Genomic DNA, 17,495 nt, shown 5'->3' with positions numbered 1-17,495 from the left:
CTGGCTCAGCCCCGCAGACCTGACACCAGCTTGTCGATACTTTCCTTGGCATCGCCGAACAGCATGCGGGCGTTATCCTTGAAGAAGAGCGGGTTCTCCACCCCGGAATAACCGGTGGCCATGCCTCGCTTGAGAATAACCACCTGGTGAGCCTTCCAGACTTCCAGCACCGGCATACCGGCGATCGGACTGCCGGGGTCTTCGGCGGCGGCCGGGTTCACCGTGTCGTTGGCACCGATCACCAGCACCACGTCGGTATCCGGGAAGTCCTCGTTGATCTCGTCCATCTCCAGCACGATGTCATAGGGCACATGGGCTTCTGCCAGGAGAACGTTCATGTGCCCGGGCAGGCGACCGGCGACCGGGTGGATGCCGAAACGCACGTTCACACCCTTGTCCCGCAGGATCTTGGTCATTTCGCTGACGCCGTTTTGGGCCTGGGCCACCGCCATGCCGTAACCGGGCACGATGATCACCGACTGGGCGTTGCGCAGCTCTTCACAGACGTCGTCGACACTGGATTCGTGCACCGTCTGGTCGGCATCGGCGGCCGCCGAACTGCTGCTGGTCTGGCCGAAGCCACCAAGAATCACGCTGATGAACGAGCGGTTCATGGCCTTGCACATGATGTAGCTGAGAATGGCACCACTGCTGCCCACCAGGGCGCCGGTAACAATCAGCAGATCATTACCCAGCATGAAGCCGATGGAGGCCGCGGCCCAACCGGAATAGCTGTTGAGCATGGAGACCACTACCGGCATATCGGCACCGCCGATCGCCATGATCAGATGAATACCGAGGACGGACGCAATGGCTGTCATCAGAACGAGCGCCACGATGCCCAGGGCCATGCTGTCGGTACCGAGGAACCAGGCGCCCAGGAACACGCAGACAATAACGGCCACCAGGTTCATCATATGCCGGCCGGGTAGGGTCAGAGCCTTGCTGTCGATGCGACCATCGAGCTTGCCACAGGCAACCAGGGAGCCGGTGAAAGTCACCGCGCCAATGAAGATGCCAACGTAGACTTCCACCAGTTTGATGGTGTGCTCGGCACCGGAGGTGGCAATCAACGGCTCGATGTAGCCGGAAAAGCCGACAAACACGGCAGCCGCGCCCACGAAGCTGTGCAGCAGGGCCACCAGTTGTGGCATCTGGGTCATTTCCACCTTGTTGGCGATGGCAATGCCAATGCCCGCACCCAGCAACACGGCAATCACGATCGAAACGATACCGCCGTCAACACTGGCCAGGGTTGCGCCCACGGCGATGATAATGCCGGCGACCCCGTAAAGATTGCCGCGCCGCGCGGATTCCTGGTGGCTGAGACCACCCAGGCTGAGAATGAAACAAATGCTTGCGACCACGTAGGCCACGCTCACCAGTCCTGTGCTCATATCGGGCGCCTCCTACTTGCGGAACATTTTGAGCATGCGATGGGTGACCCGGAAGCCGCCCCCCACGTTGATGCTGGCGATCAGCACCGCGACAAAAGCCATGATGCCGACGGCAATGTTCTCCGCCTGGGCCAGGTGCAGAATGGCGCCGATAACGATGATGCCACTGATCGCATTGGTGACGCTCATAAGTGGCGTATGCAGGGAAGGCGTAACGTTCCAGATGACCTGCCAACCGATGAAGCAGGACAGAACAAACACCGTAAAGTGTTGCAGGAAGCTCTCCGGTGCGTGAGCGCCAACGCCGTAGAGGGCGAGGGCCGTTACAACCAGAAGAACGGTTTTGCCAATCAGGCTTTTGCGATCGGCGTCTTTCTTGGCCGCTGCCTTGTCGGCGGCCGAGGGTTCCTCGGTGCCGGGTGCAGGCTTGGGGCTGACCGGCGATTCCGGTTTTGGTGGCGGCCAGGTGATGTCCTCCTCGTGCACCACCGTCAGGCCCCGGATGACTTCGTCATCCATGTTCACCACGGGTTTGCCGTCTTTCTCGGGGGTCAGCTCGGTAAGCAGGTGCACCAGGTTGGTGGCGTAGAGTTCACTGGCCACCTTGGCCATGCGACTGGGCAGGTCGGTGTACCCGATCAGGGTAACGCCATGATGGTGCGCCACCTTGCCTGGCTCGGTGAGTTCGCAGTTGCCGCCGCGCTCGGACGCCAGATCCACGATGACACTGCCAGGCTTCATGGATTTCACCATATCGGCCGTGATCAGTTTCGGCGCCGGCTTGCCGGGAATCAGGGCGGTGGTGATGATGATGTCCACTTCTTTTGCTTGTTCGGCGAACAGCGCCATCTCCGCCTTGATGAACTCGTCGCTCATCTGCTTGGCGTAGCCGCCACTGCCGCTGCCATCCTCGTCCTCAAAGTCCAGAACCAGGAACTCGGCCCCCATGCTCTCGACCTGTTCCTTCACCTCAAGACGGGTATCAAAGGCCCGCACGATCGCGCCCATGCTGTTGGCGGCGCCGATCGCTGCGAGGCCTGCAACCCCGGCACCGATCACCATAATTTTCGCCGGAGGTACTTTGCCTGCGGCGGTGACCTGCCCGGTAAAGAATCGCCCGAAGTTATTGGCCGCCTCAATCACCGCCCGATAGCCGGCAATGTTAGCCATGGCACTGAGAGCGTCCATTTTCTGGGCGCGGCTGATCCGGGGCAGGCTGTCGATGGCGAAAGACGTAATTTTTCTGGCCGCCAGCTTTTCCAGCAATTCCGGGTTTTGCGCCGGCCAGATGTAGCTCACCAGAAATGCGCCCTCCTTCATCAGATCCGCTTCGTGCTTGCCCAGTGCCGGATTCTCCATGGGCGCGCGAACCTTCAGGATAAAGTCGGCCTCTTTCCAGAGAGAGCTGGTATCCGTTGCGATGGCTGCCTCGACTTTCTCGTATGCAGCATCGGAGTAGTTCGCGGCTTCGCCGGCGCCGCTTTCAACGATCACCTCATAGCCGAGCCCGATTAACTTGTGAACAGAAGGTGGCGTCGCGGCTACTCGCCGCTCGTCCTCAAAGATTTCCTTGGGGATACCGATTTTCATTATTGGAGTGCCTCCGGATTTCCCGATCAATCACTTGTTCTGGTTATCTACATACTAGTGCAGGTTGCCAGATCTGCCCGGAAAGCGGAGTTATCGCAGGTTTTTCAGCTGTGTTTCAGGGCGAGGCGTTCGACTTCTGTCTGCGACAGGTGATCAAGCATTGCCCCGCGGAACTGCCGGTTGATGAAGTGCTCGGTTTCGGTCTGGATGGTTTCCCGCTGGGCGGGTTTCTCGATGTAATCCATGGCCCGGAACAGGATGTAGCGGATCGTCATGCGGGAGATTTCATGAATGGTTTCGGGCGGCACGGCGCTCACCAGCTGCCGCTCGATAATATCCTCGGCCATTTCCCGGGCGCTGGCTTCAAGTTGTGATTCCAGGGCACGGCGCAGTATCGGGGAAGGGCCGTGGAGTTCCCGGACAGCCACCGTAGTTGCCGCCGGATTGGCGAGAAAGTAGTGATACACGAACGCCACCGTATCTCGCGATGCCTGTTCGGACGAGTCCGCCATCTGCCGCAAATCCCGGACGCCGGCTTTCATCTCTTCGGCAATGTAGCCCAATACCGTCAGCCCAAATTCATCCAGACTCTTGAAGTGCCGGTAAAACGTATTCGGATTCAGCCCCGCCTCACGGGCAAGCTCCCGCAGTCCCAGCGACGTCAGGCTCCGGGTTTCGGTAATCAGCCGAAGCGCCGCCTGAATGAGTTTCAGTTTTCCGCCGGTTAATCCGTTCATCTTTTCCTCTTGGTGGGGTGCAAGAGCGGCTGTCGGGGCCACCTTCCCACAAACGGCCAGCCCCCCAACCAGAGCCCGCCGTAAAGGCCAACTACCAGTCAACCGAGGCCAATCACCGATCCAGGAGTATACGGTTGTCTACCAATCTGTGTATACATGTGTCTACCAGTCATCATGACCAACTAGACAACAACAGACAAGGCCAGGCAGGCCAACACAGGAGTGCAGCAATGGAACAGAACACACAGATCGCCATCATCGGCACCGGCTTCTCCGGCCTGGGCATGGCCATCAAACTCAAGGAAGCCGGCTACAACGACTTCGTGATCCTGGAGCAGAGTGACGACATTGGCGGCACCTGGCACCAGAACCACTACCCGGGGTGTGCCTGTGACGTGCAGTCTGCACTCTACTCCTTTTCCTTCGAACAGAACCCCAACTGGAGCCGGATGTATGCCCAGCAGCACGAGATCAAGGCCTATCTGAAGCACTGTGCCGAGAAATACGGCCTGATGAAGCACATCCGCCTGAACACCCATGTGGCCGGGGCGCGATTTGACGAAAACCGACAGCGGTGGACCCTTGAGACCTGTGATGGCCCAGCATTGTGGGCGTATATGCAGGACAAGGGTATGAAGCCTGGAGACCGGTTGGATCGCACCGATGAAAAGCTGCCCGAATTCAGCACGTTGAAGGCGGATATCCTTGTTTCCGGGATGGGGGGATTGAGTACACCAGCTTATCCGGAGATCAAGGGAATCGAGTCCTTCACCGGCAAGCGCTTTCATTCCCAGGACTGGGACCACGACTACGATCTGCGCGGCAAGCGGGTGGCGGTGATCGGCACCGGTGCCTCGGCCATCCAGTTTGTTCCAGAAGTGGCAAAGCAGGCGGCACGGGTGGATCTGTACCAGCGCACACCGCCGTGGATCATGCCCAAGCCGGATCGCGCTATCCGACGGCTGGAGAAGCGGCTGTTCCGGGTGTTCCCGCAAACACTCAACGCCTTCCGCCAGAGTATCTACTGGTCGCTTGAGGCGCGGGTGCTGGGCTTTGTGGGCAACCCCCGGATTCTGAAGCTTGGCGAGTTGCAGGCCCGCCGGCATATCCGTAGCCAGATCCCGGACAAGGCGCTGCGCAGGAAGGTCACTCCGGATTTCCATTTCGGCTGCAAGCGGGTGCTGATTTCCAACAACTACTATCCGGCGCTGGCACAGGACCATGTGGATGTGGTGACCGAGGGTATCCGTGAGGTGCAGGGCAACACCGTGATCGACGGTCAGGGCAACGAGCGGCAGGTGGATTGCATCATCTACGGAACCGGTTTCCGGGCCCAGGATCCGATCCCTGCGGGCATGATCTTTGGCCGCAATGGCCAGGACCTGCTGGATGCCTGGAAAGACGGCGCCGAGGCTTACAAAGGCACCACCGTCAGTGGCTTTCCCAATTTCTTCATGCTGATGGGGCCGAATACCGGCCTCGGCCACAGCTCCATGGTGTATATGATCGAGAGTCAGATCCAGTACGTGCTGGATGCCCTCCAACAGATGCGCCGGCAGCAGTGGACCAGCATCGACGTGAAACCGGATGCCCAGAGCCGTTATAACGCCTCTGTTCATGCCAGGCTGGGCGACTCCGTGTGGCAAACCGGTTGCAAGAGCTGGTACGTGAATGAAAACGGTAAGAACACCACACTGTGGCCGGGCTTTACGTGGCAGTTCCGGAACCAGACGCGGCGCTTCGACTCAGAGCAATACCTGTGTAAAGGCGCGAGTGACAGCGTTTCCGGAACTGAGACTGCCATGGCTGTCTAGCGTCGGATTTTCGGGGGCATCCGGTCGGGTTTCGTGGTAGTTAAGTTGCGTTTTGGCCCGAATGGCCAATACTTGAAGCAATGGTCTTGCCGGTATCGGCCAAGGATGTCCCCCAATGAAGCTGTTTCACTGCGGCCGATGCGCCAACCTGCTGTATTTTGAAAACTGTCGTTGTACCAGTTGCGGGTCTGGCCTCGGCTTTGCACCCGATGTCATGGACTTGCTGGCTATCGAGCCAAAAGATGATGGCACCTGGGCGGCAGTCGCCCGGGGCGATCTTTACCGGCTCTGTGGCAACTACCAGAGCCAGGGCACTTGCAACTGGCTGATCCCTCAAACCGACCTTCACGCTTTCTGCGTTGCCTGTCGCCTCAATCGCACTATTCCCGATCTCAGTGTCCCCAAAAATCAGGATCTCTGGCGCCGTCTTGAGAAGGAAAAACGGCGCCTGGTGTATTCCGTGCTGCGTCTCAAGCTGCCCTGCGAACCCAGGAACGAAGATCAGTACGGCATGGCATTCGATTTTCTGGCCGACCAGCCCGCGATGTTTGACGAGCGGTCGAAGGTAAAAACCGGCCATGCCAATGGTGTGATCACTGTGAACATTGCCGAGGCGGACCCGGTGGAACGGGAACGGATGCGCAGCCAGATGGCTGAACCTTATCGCACCGTTTTGGGGCATTTTCGCCACGAATCCGGCCATTACTACTGGGATCTGCTGGTCCGGTCCGGGCCATGGCTCGGGCCGGTCCGGGAGATGTTTGGCGATGACACCAGAGACTATAAACAGGCGATGGACCAGCATTACCAGTACGGTCCGCCGGGTGACTGGCAAAGCTGGTACATCAGCGCCTACGCCAGCAGCCATGCCTGGGAAGACTGGGCCGAGACCTGGGCACACTACCTGCATATGGTGGACACATTGGAAACGGCCTGGCAGTTCGGCCTGCGACTGCATGCCGAACAGAGCCCGACGCGCAGTGAACTTGATCCTGCCTTTGATCCCTATCAGGCAGACGACTTCGATGCGCTGATCAAGCACTGGTTTCCCCTCACGCTCGCACTCAACAGCCTGAACCGGAGCATGGGGCACGAGGACGCCTACCCCTTCGTGCTGGCAGCTCCGGTGGTCGAAAAGCTCCGTCTGGTGCACCGAATAGCACGCGGTGGTTAACGAAAGGACCCCAAATGAAAAAGAACAAATCGATAGACTGGAAAAATTACGATCCAAATGACTTCTACGATGAGCTGATCGCTGCAAAGGGGAAGCCCCGACGCGCGGCCACGGCGATTACCGACTACCTGGGCAATCTCGGTTCAGAGGAAATCCAGGCACGCCAGCAAGCGGCCGAGCTTGCGATACTGGAGATGGGGATCAGCTTCACCATCTACAGTGAGGGCGAGAATATCGACCGGGCCTGGCCGTTCGACATCATTCCCCGGGTGATCTCGCTCCGCGAGTGGGAGACCATTGAGCAGGGACTTGCCCAGCGCCTGACCGCCCTCAACATGTTCATCAACGACATCTACAACGATCAGAACATCGTCAAGGACAAGGTGATCCCCAAGTACGTGTTCGCCAACTCCAAGAACTTCCGCGAGCAGTGCCGGGGCTTTACGCCACCCCTGGGGGTCTGGGCCCACATCTGCGGATCGGACCTGGTACGGGACAAGGACGGCAAAGTTTATGTCCTGGAGGACAACCTGCGGGTTCCCTCGGGCGTTTCCTACATGCTGGAGAACCGTCAGCTCACCAAGCGGGTATTCCCGGAGCTGTTCGACAACACCAGCATCCTGCCAGTGGATGACTACACCAACCAGCTGTTCGACATGCTGGCGTCTATATCGCCCAGGCCACAGGATCATCCCAGAATTGCGGTGCTCACGCCGGGTATTTTCAACTCTGCCTATTTCGAGCACTCGTTCCTGGCCCAGCGCATGGGCGCTGAACTGGTGGAGGGAGCTGACCTGGTGGTGGGTGAGGACGATTGTGTCTACATGCGCACGGTCGAGGGACTGGAGCGTGTCGATGTGATCTATCGCCGCATTGATGACGACTTCCTGGACCCCGAGGTGTTCCGGGCGGATTCCACTCTTGGTGTACCAGGGCTTATGCGGGCCTGGCGCAACGGCAAGGTTGGTCTTGCCAATGCGCCTGGTGCCGGCGTGGCCGATGACAAGGTGATCTACGCCTTCGTGCCGGACATGATCCGCTACTACCTCGATGAGGAGCCGATCATCCCGAACGTGCCCACCTATATGTGCGTAAACAAGCAGGATCAGGAGTATGTGCTTGAGCACCTCGACGAGCTGGTGGTGAAGCCGGCGAACGAATCCGGTGGCTACGGCATGCTGGTGGGGCCGCATTCCACCAAGAAGCAACGCACCGAGTTCGCCCGCCTGATCAAGAAGAACCCGCGCAATTACATCGCGCAGCCTACGCTGAGCCTGTCGGTGGCGCCCACCCTGTGCGACGAGGGGTTGGCGCCACGGCATCTGGATTTGCGGCCTTTTGTGCTGCAGGGCGTGAGAACCTATGTAACGGCCGGCGGGCTGACGCGGGTAGCGATGCGCAAGGGCTCCCTGGTGGTGAATTCCTCCCAGGGCGGTGGAAGCAAGGATACCTGGATCGTGGACGAGGAGAACTGATGTGCTGTCACGTGTAGCGGAAAGACTGTACTGGATGGCCAGATACCTTGAACGGGCCGAGAACAACGCCCGGATGATCATGGCTTTCAATTCCCTGGCGCTGGATATGCCCAAGGAGACCCAGCTGTCCTGGAAGGGGCTGGTGGCGGTAACGGGCATGGGCGCGTTGTTTGACCAGCACCACCAGAAGGCCGATGAGCGCAACTGTGTGAAGTTTCTGATGGCCGACAGTTACAACCCGAGTTCCATCGCCTCCTGCATCAAGGCTGCCCGGGAGAATGTGCGCACCACCCGGGACCAGGTGCCGACCGACGCCTGGGAAGTCATCAATGAACTGTACCGCTACATCCAGGAGCACATCGACCAGGGAGTGGGGAAACGGGCGCGGTACGAGTTCCTGAACGAGATCGTCGGTCGCTGCCAGATGCTCAATGGTTTGCTGGCCGGGTGTATGAGTCACGACGAGGGCTACGACTTCATCCGGGTGGGTCGCAACCTTGAGCGGGCCGACATGGCCACCCGTCAGATTGAAGTGGGAGCTCTGCAGTTCCTCGATGGCTGGGACGGCACGGAAACCTACGGCGGGCTATTGTGGACGAGCGTTCTGCGCTACCAGAGTGCCTTCCAGATGTACCGCCACAACGTGCGGCGCAAGGTCAGCGGGCCTCTGGTGATTCGCTTCCTGTTGCAGAACGAACCCTTCCCGCGCTCGGTGCTACACAGTCTCAGCGAAGTGGCCGGTGCCCTCGGTCGCCTGCCCAGGAACGAGATTCCGCTGCGCACGGCGCTGCAGGCGGTCCGTCACACCCGTGAAGGCGACGTGGATGCGTTGATCCGCAAGGAGGACGTGATCCTGTTCCTGGAGAACCTGCAGCTGGAGATCGGTGAACTTCACGACGACATTGCAGAGACCTGGTTTCCTGTCTACGAGACAGCCTGAAACTCCCAACACTATTCGCCTGCGAGATAGGTTCCATGTCGATTCACGTTGCCCTGAGCCACACCACTCACTATCGCTACGAGCGGCCCATCACCCTGGGGCCGCAGATCGTTCGTTTGCGCCCCTGTCCACATGCGCGAACCCGAATTCTCAGTTACTCACTGAAGGTTGAGCCGGAAGGTCACTTCCTGAACTGGCAACAGGACCCGCAGGCCAACTATCTGGCCCGGCTGGTGTTTCCGGAAAAGACCGACGAGCTGAAAATCACGGTGGACCTGGTTGCCGAGATGGCGGTGATCAACCCTTTCGATTTCTTTCTGGAACCCCGGGCGGAGACCATTCCCTTCGACTATGAGGAATGGCAGACGGCGGAGCTGGCGCCTTACTTGCAGAAATTGCCGGAAACACCGGAATTCCGTAAATGGATGGCCACCATAGACCGCAAGGAAACGCCCAGCGTCGATTTCTTGGTGGGCGTAAACCAGCGGCTAGCCAACCGGATTGATTATCTGATCCGGATGGAGCCGGGCGTGCAGACGCCGGAAGAGACCCTGAAAAAAGGCTCCGGATCCTGTCGGGATTCCACCTGGTTGCTGGTCCAGACGCTTCGGCACCTTGGGCTGGCGGCGCGGTTCGTCTCCGGTTACCTGATTCAGCTCAAGGCGGACCTGAAAGCACTGGATGGCCCCTCGGGCGCGGAGGAAGACTTCACTGACCTGCACGCCTGGTGCGAGGTCTTCCTGCCCGGCGCCGGTTGGGTGGGACTGGATCCCACGTCTGGCCTGTTTGCCGGGGAAGGTCACATTCCGCTGGCCTGCAGCCCGGATCCGTCTTCGGCCGCGCCCATATCCGGCATGGTGGAAGACTGCGAGGTCGAATTCGAGCATCAGATGGGCGTCCAGCGCATCTGGGAAGCGCCGCGGGTGACCAAACCCTACACCGAGGAGCAGTGGCAACGCGTCGTGGATCTGGGGCATGAGGTGGACCAGCGCCTGACCGAGCTCGATGTGCGTCTGACTCAGGGCGGTGAACCCACTTTCGTGGCCAATCACGACCGTGATGAGCCCGAGTGGAACACCGAGGCCATGGGCCCCACAAAGCGCAAGAAGGCCATTGAGCTCTATCACCGGATGCGGGACCGCTATGGTGCCGGTGGGCTGGTGCATTTCGGCCAGGGCAAATGGTACCCGGGAGAGCCGCTGCCCCGCTGGTCACTGAACTGTTTCTGGCGCAAGGATGGCGAGCCGATCTGGCATGACGAGCGTTGGCTGGCGGACGAACGCACGGAAGGCAAGGCAGGCCCGGAAGATGCTCACCGGTTTTTGTCGGCCCTGGCGACGGAACTGGGTGTCGATGAAAAGCACCTGTTCCCGGGGTTCGAGGATGCCTTTTATTACCTTTGGCGGGAACGACGGCTGCCGGTCAACGTCGATCCCTTTGATGCCAAGCTTGAGAATGCCCTTGAGCGGAAGCAGCTTCAGCAGATATTCAGCCGGGGTCTGGATAAGCCCGTCGGCTACGTGCTGCCACTGCGTGTTTCCGAAAAGGAGAAGGCCTGGGAGACCGGACCCTGGTTCCTGCGCAGTGAGCGTTGCTACCTGATTCCGGGCGGCTCCCCCATGGGCCACCGGCTGCCCCTGGACAGTCAGCCCTGGGTGGAAGAAGCGGATTACCCCTGGATCCACGAACAGGACCCGTTTGCCCCTCGCGGGCCCTTGCCTGTCAGCGAACAGATCCGTCAGTGGAACAGCCACAGCCAGGCTGGCCAGCCGTCTTCGGAGCTGAAGCCACCTGTCAAAGGCAAGTCAGCACCCGAGATTGTCCGAACGGCCCTTTGTGTGGAGCCCCGGGATGGCATCCTTCGCGTTTTCATGCCGCCGCTGGCGGAGCTTGAGCCTTATCTTGCGCTGGTCTCGGCCATCGAGAAGACCGCCGCAGAGCTCAAACAACCGGTCTTGCTGGAAGGCTATGAGCCACCCAGCGACCCACGGTTGAGTCATTTCCGGATTACGCCGGATCCGGGGGTGATCGAAGTGAATGTGCAGCCGGTCAAGACCTGGGATGAGCTGGTTGAACAGACCGAGACGCTCTATGCATACGCCTACGAATGCCGGCTCACGTCCGAGAAGTTCATGATGGACGGCCGTCATACCGGCACCGGTGGCGGTAACCATTTTGTGCTGGGCTCGCAAAGGGCCGAGGATTCTCCGTTCCTGCGGCGCCCGGATCTGTTGCGCAGCCTGATCAGCTACTGGCATAACCATCCCAGTCTGTCCTACCTGTTCTCCGGCCTGTTCATCGGCCCCAGCTCCCAGGCCCCCAGGATTGACGAGGCCCGTAACGACCATGTGTTCGAAATGGAGCTGGCCTTCAAGGAGATGGAGCGGCTCTGTCCGGTGGGCAAGAAAGTCGCGCCCTGGGTGGTGGACCGCTTGCTCCGGGATCTGCTCACGGATGTCACGGGCAATACCCATCGAGCCGAGTTCTGTATCGACAAGCTCTATTCCCCGGACGGTCCGGGCGGGCGTCACGGTTTGCTGGAGCTGCGTGCCTTCGAGATGCCGCCCCATGCCCGCATGAGCCTGACCCAGCAGCTGCTGTTGCGCGCGCTGGTGGCACGCTTCTGGGAGCAACCCTACAAGCCGCCAGGGCTGGTGCGCTGGGGCACCGAACTGCACGACCGTTTCCTGCTGCCCCACTATGTCTGGCAGGACTTCGAAGATGTGATCGACGATATGAAGGCGCGCGGTTACCCGCTCGAGAGCGAGTGGTTTGCGCCCCATTTCGAGTTCCGGTTCCCCCGGATCGGCGACTACAAGGTTAAAGGCATTACCCTTGAGCTGCGCTCGGCCCTGGAGCCCTGGCACGTAACGGGGGAGCACGGTGCGATCGGTGGCACCGCACGCTATGTGGACTCCTCCCTGGAGCGTTTGCAGGTAAAGGTGCGCGGTGCTGCGCCGGATCGCTACCAGATCACCTGCAATCGGGTGCCTCTGCCACTTCAGCCCACCGGCATGGTGGGAGAATCGGTTGCCGGAGTCCGTTACCGGGCCTGGCAGCCGTCGCAGTGCATGCACCCGACCATTGGTGTGGATGGGCCGCTGGTGTTTGATATCGTAGATACCTGGAATGAACGCAGCCTGGGCGGGTGTGAATACCACGTGACCCATCCCGGTGGCCGGAATTTCGAGACTCTGCCGGTGAATTCGTTCGAGGCAGAAGGCCGCCGCATGGCGCGCTTCTTCCGGATGGGACACAGCTCGGGGCAACAACCCCTGCGGCCAGTTCCGGAGCATCGGGAGTTCCCGTTCACTCTGGATCTGCGATATCACAAATAAGATGCATGGACGTGTGTTTTGATGCTGGCTCCGAAGAGTACAAAGCGGCTATGCTTCCAGCTCACTGACTAACGGAGCCCGAATTCACGGTGGCGAAGCAGCAAGCAGTTACTGACATCCTCCGCCAGTACCACCCGGTGCCGGATCGGTTTGATGAGCTTGGCTCACTGGGTTCGGGGCCGAAGCCACACTGGCGGCCCTTGTTGCAGCAGCTGAACCTGGAGTCGGTTGCCGGCCTCAACCTCCGGGCCCAGGCCGTTTCCAATGCCATTGCTGAAGACGGCGTAACCTACAACGTCTATGAAGACCCCCGCGGCGATACCCGGCCCTGGGAGGTGGATCTGCTGCCGCTGGTGCTGGGCGCCGATGAGTGGCAGTGGCTCTCGAAGGCGGTTACCCAGCGTGCCGAGCTTCTGGACAGCGTTCTGGCCGATCTTTATGGCGAGCAATCGCTTTTAAAACAAGGTCTTATGCCACCGGCCCTGGTCTATGGCCAGGCCGGTTTCCAGTGGCCGTGCCAGGGCATTAAGCCTGCCGGTGGCCGGTTCCTGCACCTGTACGCCGTGGATCTGGCGCGCGCGCCGGACGGCGGCTGGTGGGTGATGGCGGACAGAACCCAGGCGCCTTCCGGGGCTGGTTACGCGCTTCAGAACCGGCTGGTGATTTCCCGGGCGTTCCCGGCGCCGTTCCACAACCTGCCGGTGACCAACCTTTCTGAGTTTTTCCAGGGCTTTCAGAACAGCCTGGCGGGTATGTCGCCAGCCGGAACCGAATCGCCGCTTTGCGTGCTTTTGACCCCCGGGCGGTTCAACGAAACCTATTTCGAGCATGTATTCCTGGCCCGTTATCTGGGGTTCCCCCTGGTTGAAGGCCAGGATCTGACCGTGCGTGATGACACCGTCTACTTGAAAACCCTCCAGGGCCTGCGCCGGGTGCATGCCATCTATCGCCGGCTGGACGACGGTTTCTGTGATCCGCTGGAACTTCGCGCCGATTCCGTACTGGGCATTCCCGGGCTTCTGGGTGCAGTGCGGGCCGGCAAGGTGTTGATGGCAAATGCCCTGGGTTCTGGCGTTCTTGAAAGTGCCGCGTTGTTTGGCTTCCTGCCGGAGATTTCGAAGAAGCTGCTGGGCTCGCCTCTGGCCATGCCGTCGGTAGCCTCCTGGTGGTGTGGTGAAAAACCGGCCCTGGACTACGTGATCGAGCACCTGGATGAACTGGTGATCAAGCCGGCGTTTGCAAGCATGCGCATGGAACCGGTGTTCGGCTATCAGGTAAAAGGCGCAGAGCGGGAGGCCCTGCTCAAAAAGATGCATGCCCATCCCCATGCCTTTGTCGGTCAGGAACTGGTCCACCTATCGCAGGCGCCGGTCTGGAAGGGTGATCAGGACCAGCCGCTGGCAACCCGGTCCATCGGCTTGCGGTTGTTCGCGGCAGCCACGCCTTCGGGCTGGCGGGTCATGCCCGGTGGGCTGACCCGGGTGGCCATGGATGAGGGTGTGGAAGTCATCTCCATGCAGCGGGGTGGACTTTCAAAGGATACCTGGGTGCAGGCTCGCTATACGGCACCCTCCAAATCGCTGATCAAGAAACGTCTGCAGGTTTCCGACCTGCTGGACGGAGAGCGGGACACGCCCTCGCGGGTGGGCGAAAACCTGTTCTGGATGGGCCGGCACTCGGAGCGGGCGGAAGGTACCGCCCGGTTGTTGCGGGCGGCTTTCAACCGCCTGTCGGGGCACGACCAGGCCAGCGAGGAAGCCCTGCTCGGGCTCCAGCAGGCGGCCGAGCAGTTTGGCACTCTCCCGGAACCTGAAGAAGACGCGGTACCCGAGCCGCTTCCAGACGTGTTGCTCAGGGCGGTGAGCGACGTGACATCCCCTGGTTCGATCGCGGCCATTCTCCAGGCGCTGCTGTTCAATGCCAGCCAGGTTCGGGATAGGCTGTCCTCCGACAACTGGCACACGCTTAATCGGGTGGGTAAGCCCCTGAGACCGGCGCCAACCACCCCGGACCAGTCCATCCGGGCGTTGAATCTGGTGTTGCTGGACTGTATCTCCCTGGCCGGTTTCGCCATGGATGACATCACACGGGATGCCAGCTGGGTTTTCCTGGTGATCGGTCGGCGCCTGGAGCGCCTTGCCAATCTCTGTACCCTGATCTGCGTGCCGTTGTTGAGCGACAGATTCAGCCGTCAGGCGATGCTGGAGTGGCTGCTGGAAGTGGCCAACTCGGAAGTGACCTATCGGACCCGATACCGTCGGACACCGGAGTTGCTGGGCGTCATTCATACCCTGGTGATCGACGCGAGCAACCCCCATTCGGTGATGTTCCAGCTGCGGCAGCTACAGAAGGATCTGCCGGAGATGAGCCGGAAAACCGGCCAACTCTTCCCCCCGGACCTGAACGAATCACTTCAGCGTCTCCAGGCACTTGATCTGCACCCATTTGAGCGCAAACGACCGGACAAAGCCTGCGAGGTTCTGGCGGAGTTGTTGTACGACATCCGGTCGGAGGCCTATCGTGTATCGGATGAAATCCAGCGGCAGTGTTTCATTCACACCCGGTATTCGGACCGGCCTGTGAAACCGGATTGAGGGGGCTGTCATGACATTTGTCCGTTACCATGTGCGTCATGAGACCCTGTACCAGTACGACCAGGTGGTGGGGGAGTCCCATCATTTGCTGAGGCTGACGCCACGGGCGCTTCCGTGGCAAAGAAACCTTGAGCACCACCTGGCGATCTCGCCGGAGCCGTCGGCACGGCGCTCGTTTCTCGACTGCTTCGGCAACCGGATCACCAAGATTCATTTCACCGGTGACCACGAGTACCTGGAGATCGTCAGCGAGTTCTGGGTGGAATTGCGCGACCGGCCGAAGCCCTCGGCTGCGGCTGCCAAGGTGCCCTGGGAGGCCGTGCGCGATAGCCTGCGGTACCGTGCAGACAGGAAGTTCCCGCCGGACCATCTTCAGGCCACGGCGTTCCGGTTTGTCTCCACCAACGTGCCCATTGATTCCCAGTATGCCGCCTACGCACGAGAGGCCTTTCTTCCGGGCCGGCCCCTGGTGGAGGCGGCGGATGCCCTGATGCGGATGATTCATCGCGATTTCAGCTTCGATGCAACGGCCACGGAAACCTTCACCCCGGTCGAGCAGGCATTCAAGGCCCGTCGCGGAGTGTGCCAGGATTTCTCACACATCATGATTGCCTGTCTGCGCTCCGTCGGTCTGGCTGCCCGCTATATGAGCGGGTATATCCTGACACATCCGCCCGAGGGCAAGGAGCGGCTGGTCGGCGCCGATGCCACCCATGCCTGGGTCGCTGTATTCGTGCCGGATTTCGGCTGGCTGGAGCTGGATCCCACCAACGCCGTGAGACCGGATCTTGAACACATCACCCTCGGTTGGGGCCGGGACTTTTCCGATATCACGCCCATGCGGGGCGTGCTGCTCGGCGGCGGTGATCACGAGCCGGAGATTGCTGTTACCGTGGTGCCCGAGGCCGAATTCTCCTCCCTGTACGGAGACGGCGAGACCTATCTCGAGGAGCTTTCCACATAACCTGATCCACCCGGTAGTTGATGGTTCAGCTTCTCCATACGTTCACTTCCTTACGGCAGAGTACCCCGTAGCAAGCTATGCTTGCGGGCTTTCGACGGCACCTGGACAACACGGAATGATTGAAACATTTTTCTCCACCTACATCAGCAGCACCATTCGCTTCCTGTTCCTGCTGGCGCCTTTCTTTGTGGTGACCATGTTCCTGGCGCTTACCCGCGGCCTGCCGGCAACCGAGAAGACGTCGATTATCCGCCGGGCCTGCATTTCGGCGTTCATTCTGGGAGTCATTCTGTTCTTCGCCGGCCCGCTGCTGTTCAGCGCCATCGGCATTACTCTGAATTCTTTCCGTATCGGTGCCGGTAGTCTGCTGTTCCTGACTGCCATCAGTCTGGTCACCAGTGGTACCCGGAATCACGCCACCGGTTTGCCGGATGAGGATCGGGATGACATTGCCGTTGTGCCGCTGGCCATACCGGTGATGATTGGTCCGGCCACCATCGGTGCGATTATGGTGTACGGTGCGGAACTCAACCGGGTGTCCGAAGTAGCCGGCGGGCTGCTGGGGCTGGTATCGAGCCTGGTAATCCTGGCGGTTCTGCTGCACCTGTCAGGCTATCTTGAGAAAGTGCTGGGCAAGACCGGCCTGAACATCATGTCCAAGATCAGCGGTCTGATCCTCTCGGCCATGGCGGCTGAAATTGTCCTGACGGGTATTGCCGGTTTTATTGCCTCCACCTAAAGTATTCGGCGGTCCGTTTTTGCTGCAGGGTGTCTGATGTCTGCCAATACCATTGAACACAATCGCAAAAGGCACGATTTTTCCGGTGTCGAGTCGGTCTGGTTGTTCGGCTATGGTTCCCTGATCTACAAGGTCGATTTTCCTTTTCTTGAGCAGCGCCCGGCGTCGATTCGGGGTTGGGAGCGGCGGTTCTGGCAGGGGTCACACGATCACCGGGGAACCCCCGAAGCGCCTGGAAGGGTGGTAACCCTCATAGAAAAGCCGGAGGCCGTCTGCAAGGGTATGGCGTTCCGGGTGTCGCCCAATGTGTTCGAACACCTGGATGTCCGGGAAAAGAACGGCTATCTGCGCCTGAGTACCAGGCTCACCTTCGACGATGGCAGCCATGCCGAGGGTCTGGTTTACATTGCCACCGAAGACAACGAAGCCTTCCTCGGCCATGCGCCGGACGCCGATATTGCCAGACAAATAGCCTCTGCCTCGGGGCCCAGTGGTCCCAATGCCGAGTATCTGTTACGGCTGGCTGAATCGCTCCGCGCCCTCGGTGCCGATTGTCCCCACACGTTTGCCCTTGAATCCCACCTGAAGTCTGCCTTCGAAAACGACACGAAGGGCCACTAGAACGTCAAGCAGACCGGGCATTTCGTAAAGATCCTGCAAAGCCCGCCCCGGGGCACTGACATTCTCTCCCGGTTCGATAATCTGGGTTCAGAGGCATCCGGCACTGGGTCCG

General features: G+C 60.1%; 12 protein-coding genes. 9 read left to right on the top strand and 3 right to left on the bottom strand.

Annotated features, from left to right (window positions below):
* Positions 1–5: 5 nt before the first annotated feature.
* The 3 genes from pntB to GJU83_RS08775 form a co-directional block, all read right to left on the bottom strand.
* Positions 6–1,397, bottom strand: coding sequence for a Re/Si-specific NAD(P)(+) transhydrogenase subunit beta (pntB, locus tag GJU83_RS08785; RefSeq protein WP_153634122.1), 1,392 nt, complete (start codon positions 1,395–1,397; stop codon positions 6–8).
* Between the two features lie 12 nt (positions 1,398–1,409).
* On the bottom strand, positions 1,410–2,987 hold the full coding sequence (locus GJU83_RS08780; RefSeq protein WP_153634121.1) for a Re/Si-specific NAD(P)(+) transhydrogenase subunit alpha: 1,578 nt from the start codon (positions 2,985–2,987) through the stop codon (positions 1,410–1,412).
* Positions 2,988–3,091: 104 nt separating this feature from the next.
* Positions 3,092–3,724 carry a TetR family transcriptional regulator gene (locus GJU83_RS08775; protein WP_153634120.1) on the bottom strand — a complete coding sequence of 211 codons (633 nt, stop codon included), beginning with the start codon at positions 3,722–3,724 and terminating at the stop codon, positions 3,092–3,094.
* Between the two features lie 230 nt (positions 3,725–3,954).
* On the opposite strand from GJU83_RS08775, the gene GJU83_RS08770 reads away from it, so the two are divergent.
* From GJU83_RS08770 to GJU83_RS08730, 9 genes are all read left to right on the top strand, one after another.
* The gene (locus GJU83_RS08770; protein ID WP_153634119.1) at positions 3,955–5,538 is read left to right on the top strand and encodes a flavin-containing monooxygenase; all 1,584 of its coding nucleotides are present in this window, start codon (positions 3,955–3,957) and stop codon (positions 5,536–5,538) included.
* 115 nt (positions 5,539–5,653) lie between these two features.
* A complete protein-coding gene (locus GJU83_RS08765) occupies positions 5,654–6,712 on the top strand; it encodes a zinc-binding metallopeptidase family protein (protein WP_153634118.1) in 1,059 nt (352 codons plus the stop codon).
* 14 nt (positions 6,713–6,726) lie between these two features.
* The gene (locus tag GJU83_RS08760) at positions 6,727–8,187 is read left to right on the top strand and encodes a circularly permuted type 2 ATP-grasp protein (protein ID WP_153634117.1); all 1,461 of its coding nucleotides are present in this window, start codon (positions 6,727–6,729) and stop codon (positions 8,185–8,187) included.
* Position 8,188: 1 nt separating this feature from the next.
* Positions 8,189–9,127, top strand: coding sequence for an alpha-E domain-containing protein (locus GJU83_RS08755; RefSeq protein ID WP_069182332.1), 939 nt, complete (start codon positions 8,189–8,191; stop codon positions 9,125–9,127).
* Positions 9,128–9,162: 35 nt separating this feature from the next.
* Positions 9,163–12,465: a transglutaminase family protein gene (locus GJU83_RS08750; RefSeq protein WP_153634116.1), complete on the top strand. Its 3,303-nt coding sequence runs from the start codon at positions 9,163–9,165 to the stop codon at positions 12,463–12,465.
* A gap of 89 nt (positions 12,466–12,554) precedes the next feature.
* Positions 12,555–15,059 (top strand): circularly permuted type 2 ATP-grasp protein, encoded by a 2,505-nt coding sequence (locus GJU83_RS08745; RefSeq protein ID WP_153634115.1) that lies wholly within the window; start codon positions 12,555–12,557, stop codon positions 15,057–15,059.
* Between the two features lie 10 nt (positions 15,060–15,069).
* Positions 15,070–16,023, top strand: a complete 954-nt coding sequence (locus GJU83_RS08740; RefSeq protein ID WP_153634114.1) for a transglutaminase family protein — start codon at positions 15,070–15,072, stop codon at positions 16,021–16,023.
* A gap of 115 nt (positions 16,024–16,138) precedes the next feature.
* The gene (locus tag GJU83_RS08735; protein WP_153634113.1) at positions 16,139–16,762 is read left to right on the top strand and encodes a MarC family protein; all 624 of its coding nucleotides are present in this window, start codon (positions 16,139–16,141) and stop codon (positions 16,760–16,762) included.
* A gap of 36 nt (positions 16,763–16,798) precedes the next feature.
* Positions 16,799–17,383 carry a gamma-glutamylcyclotransferase gene (locus GJU83_RS08730; protein ID WP_153634112.1) on the top strand — a complete coding sequence of 195 codons (585 nt, stop codon included), beginning with the start codon at positions 16,799–16,801 and terminating at the stop codon, positions 17,381–17,383.
* Positions 17,384–17,495: the final 112 nt, after the last annotated feature.

It is taken from the genome of Marinobacter salsuginis, from assembly GCF_009617755.1.
Taxonomy (GTDB): Bacteria; Pseudomonadota; Gammaproteobacteria; order Pseudomonadales; family Oleiphilaceae; genus Marinobacter; species Marinobacter salsuginis.
This window is presented reverse-complemented; position numbering and strand designations above follow the sequence as displayed.

Excerpts from the sequence above, each read along its gene's own strand:
- pntB (WP_153634122.1), bottom strand. The coding sequence starts at position 1,397 with ATGAGCACAGGACTGGTGAGCGTGGCCTACGTGGTCGCAAGCATTTGT.
- GJU83_RS08780 (WP_153634121.1), bottom strand. The coding sequence starts at position 2,987 with ATGAAAATCGGTATCCCCAAGGAAATCTTTGAGGACGAGCGGCGAGTA.
- GJU83_RS08775 (WP_153634120.1), bottom strand. The coding sequence starts at position 3,724 with ATGAACGGATTAACCGGCGGAAAACTGAAACTCATTCAGGCGGCGCTT.
- GJU83_RS08770 (WP_153634119.1), top strand. The coding sequence starts at position 3,955 with ATGGAACAGAACACACAGATCGCCATCATCGGCACCGGCTTCTCCGGC.
- GJU83_RS08765 (WP_153634118.1), top strand. The coding sequence starts at position 5,654 with ATGAAGCTGTTTCACTGCGGCCGATGCGCCAACCTGCTGTATTTTGAA.
- GJU83_RS08760 (WP_153634117.1), top strand. The coding sequence starts at position 6,727 with ATGAAAAAGAACAAATCGATAGACTGGAAAAATTACGATCCAAATGAC.
- GJU83_RS08750 (WP_153634116.1), top strand. The coding sequence starts at position 9,163 with ATGTCGATTCACGTTGCCCTGAGCCACACCACTCACTATCGCTACGAG.
- GJU83_RS08740 (WP_153634114.1), top strand. The coding sequence starts at position 15,070 with ATGACATTTGTCCGTTACCATGTGCGTCATGAGACCCTGTACCAGTAC.
- GJU83_RS08735 (WP_153634113.1), top strand. The coding sequence starts at position 16,139 with ATGATTGAAACATTTTTCTCCACCTACATCAGCAGCACCATTCGCTTC.
- GJU83_RS08730 (WP_153634112.1), top strand. The coding sequence starts at position 16,799 with ATGTCTGCCAATACCATTGAACACAATCGCAAAAGGCACGATTTTTCC.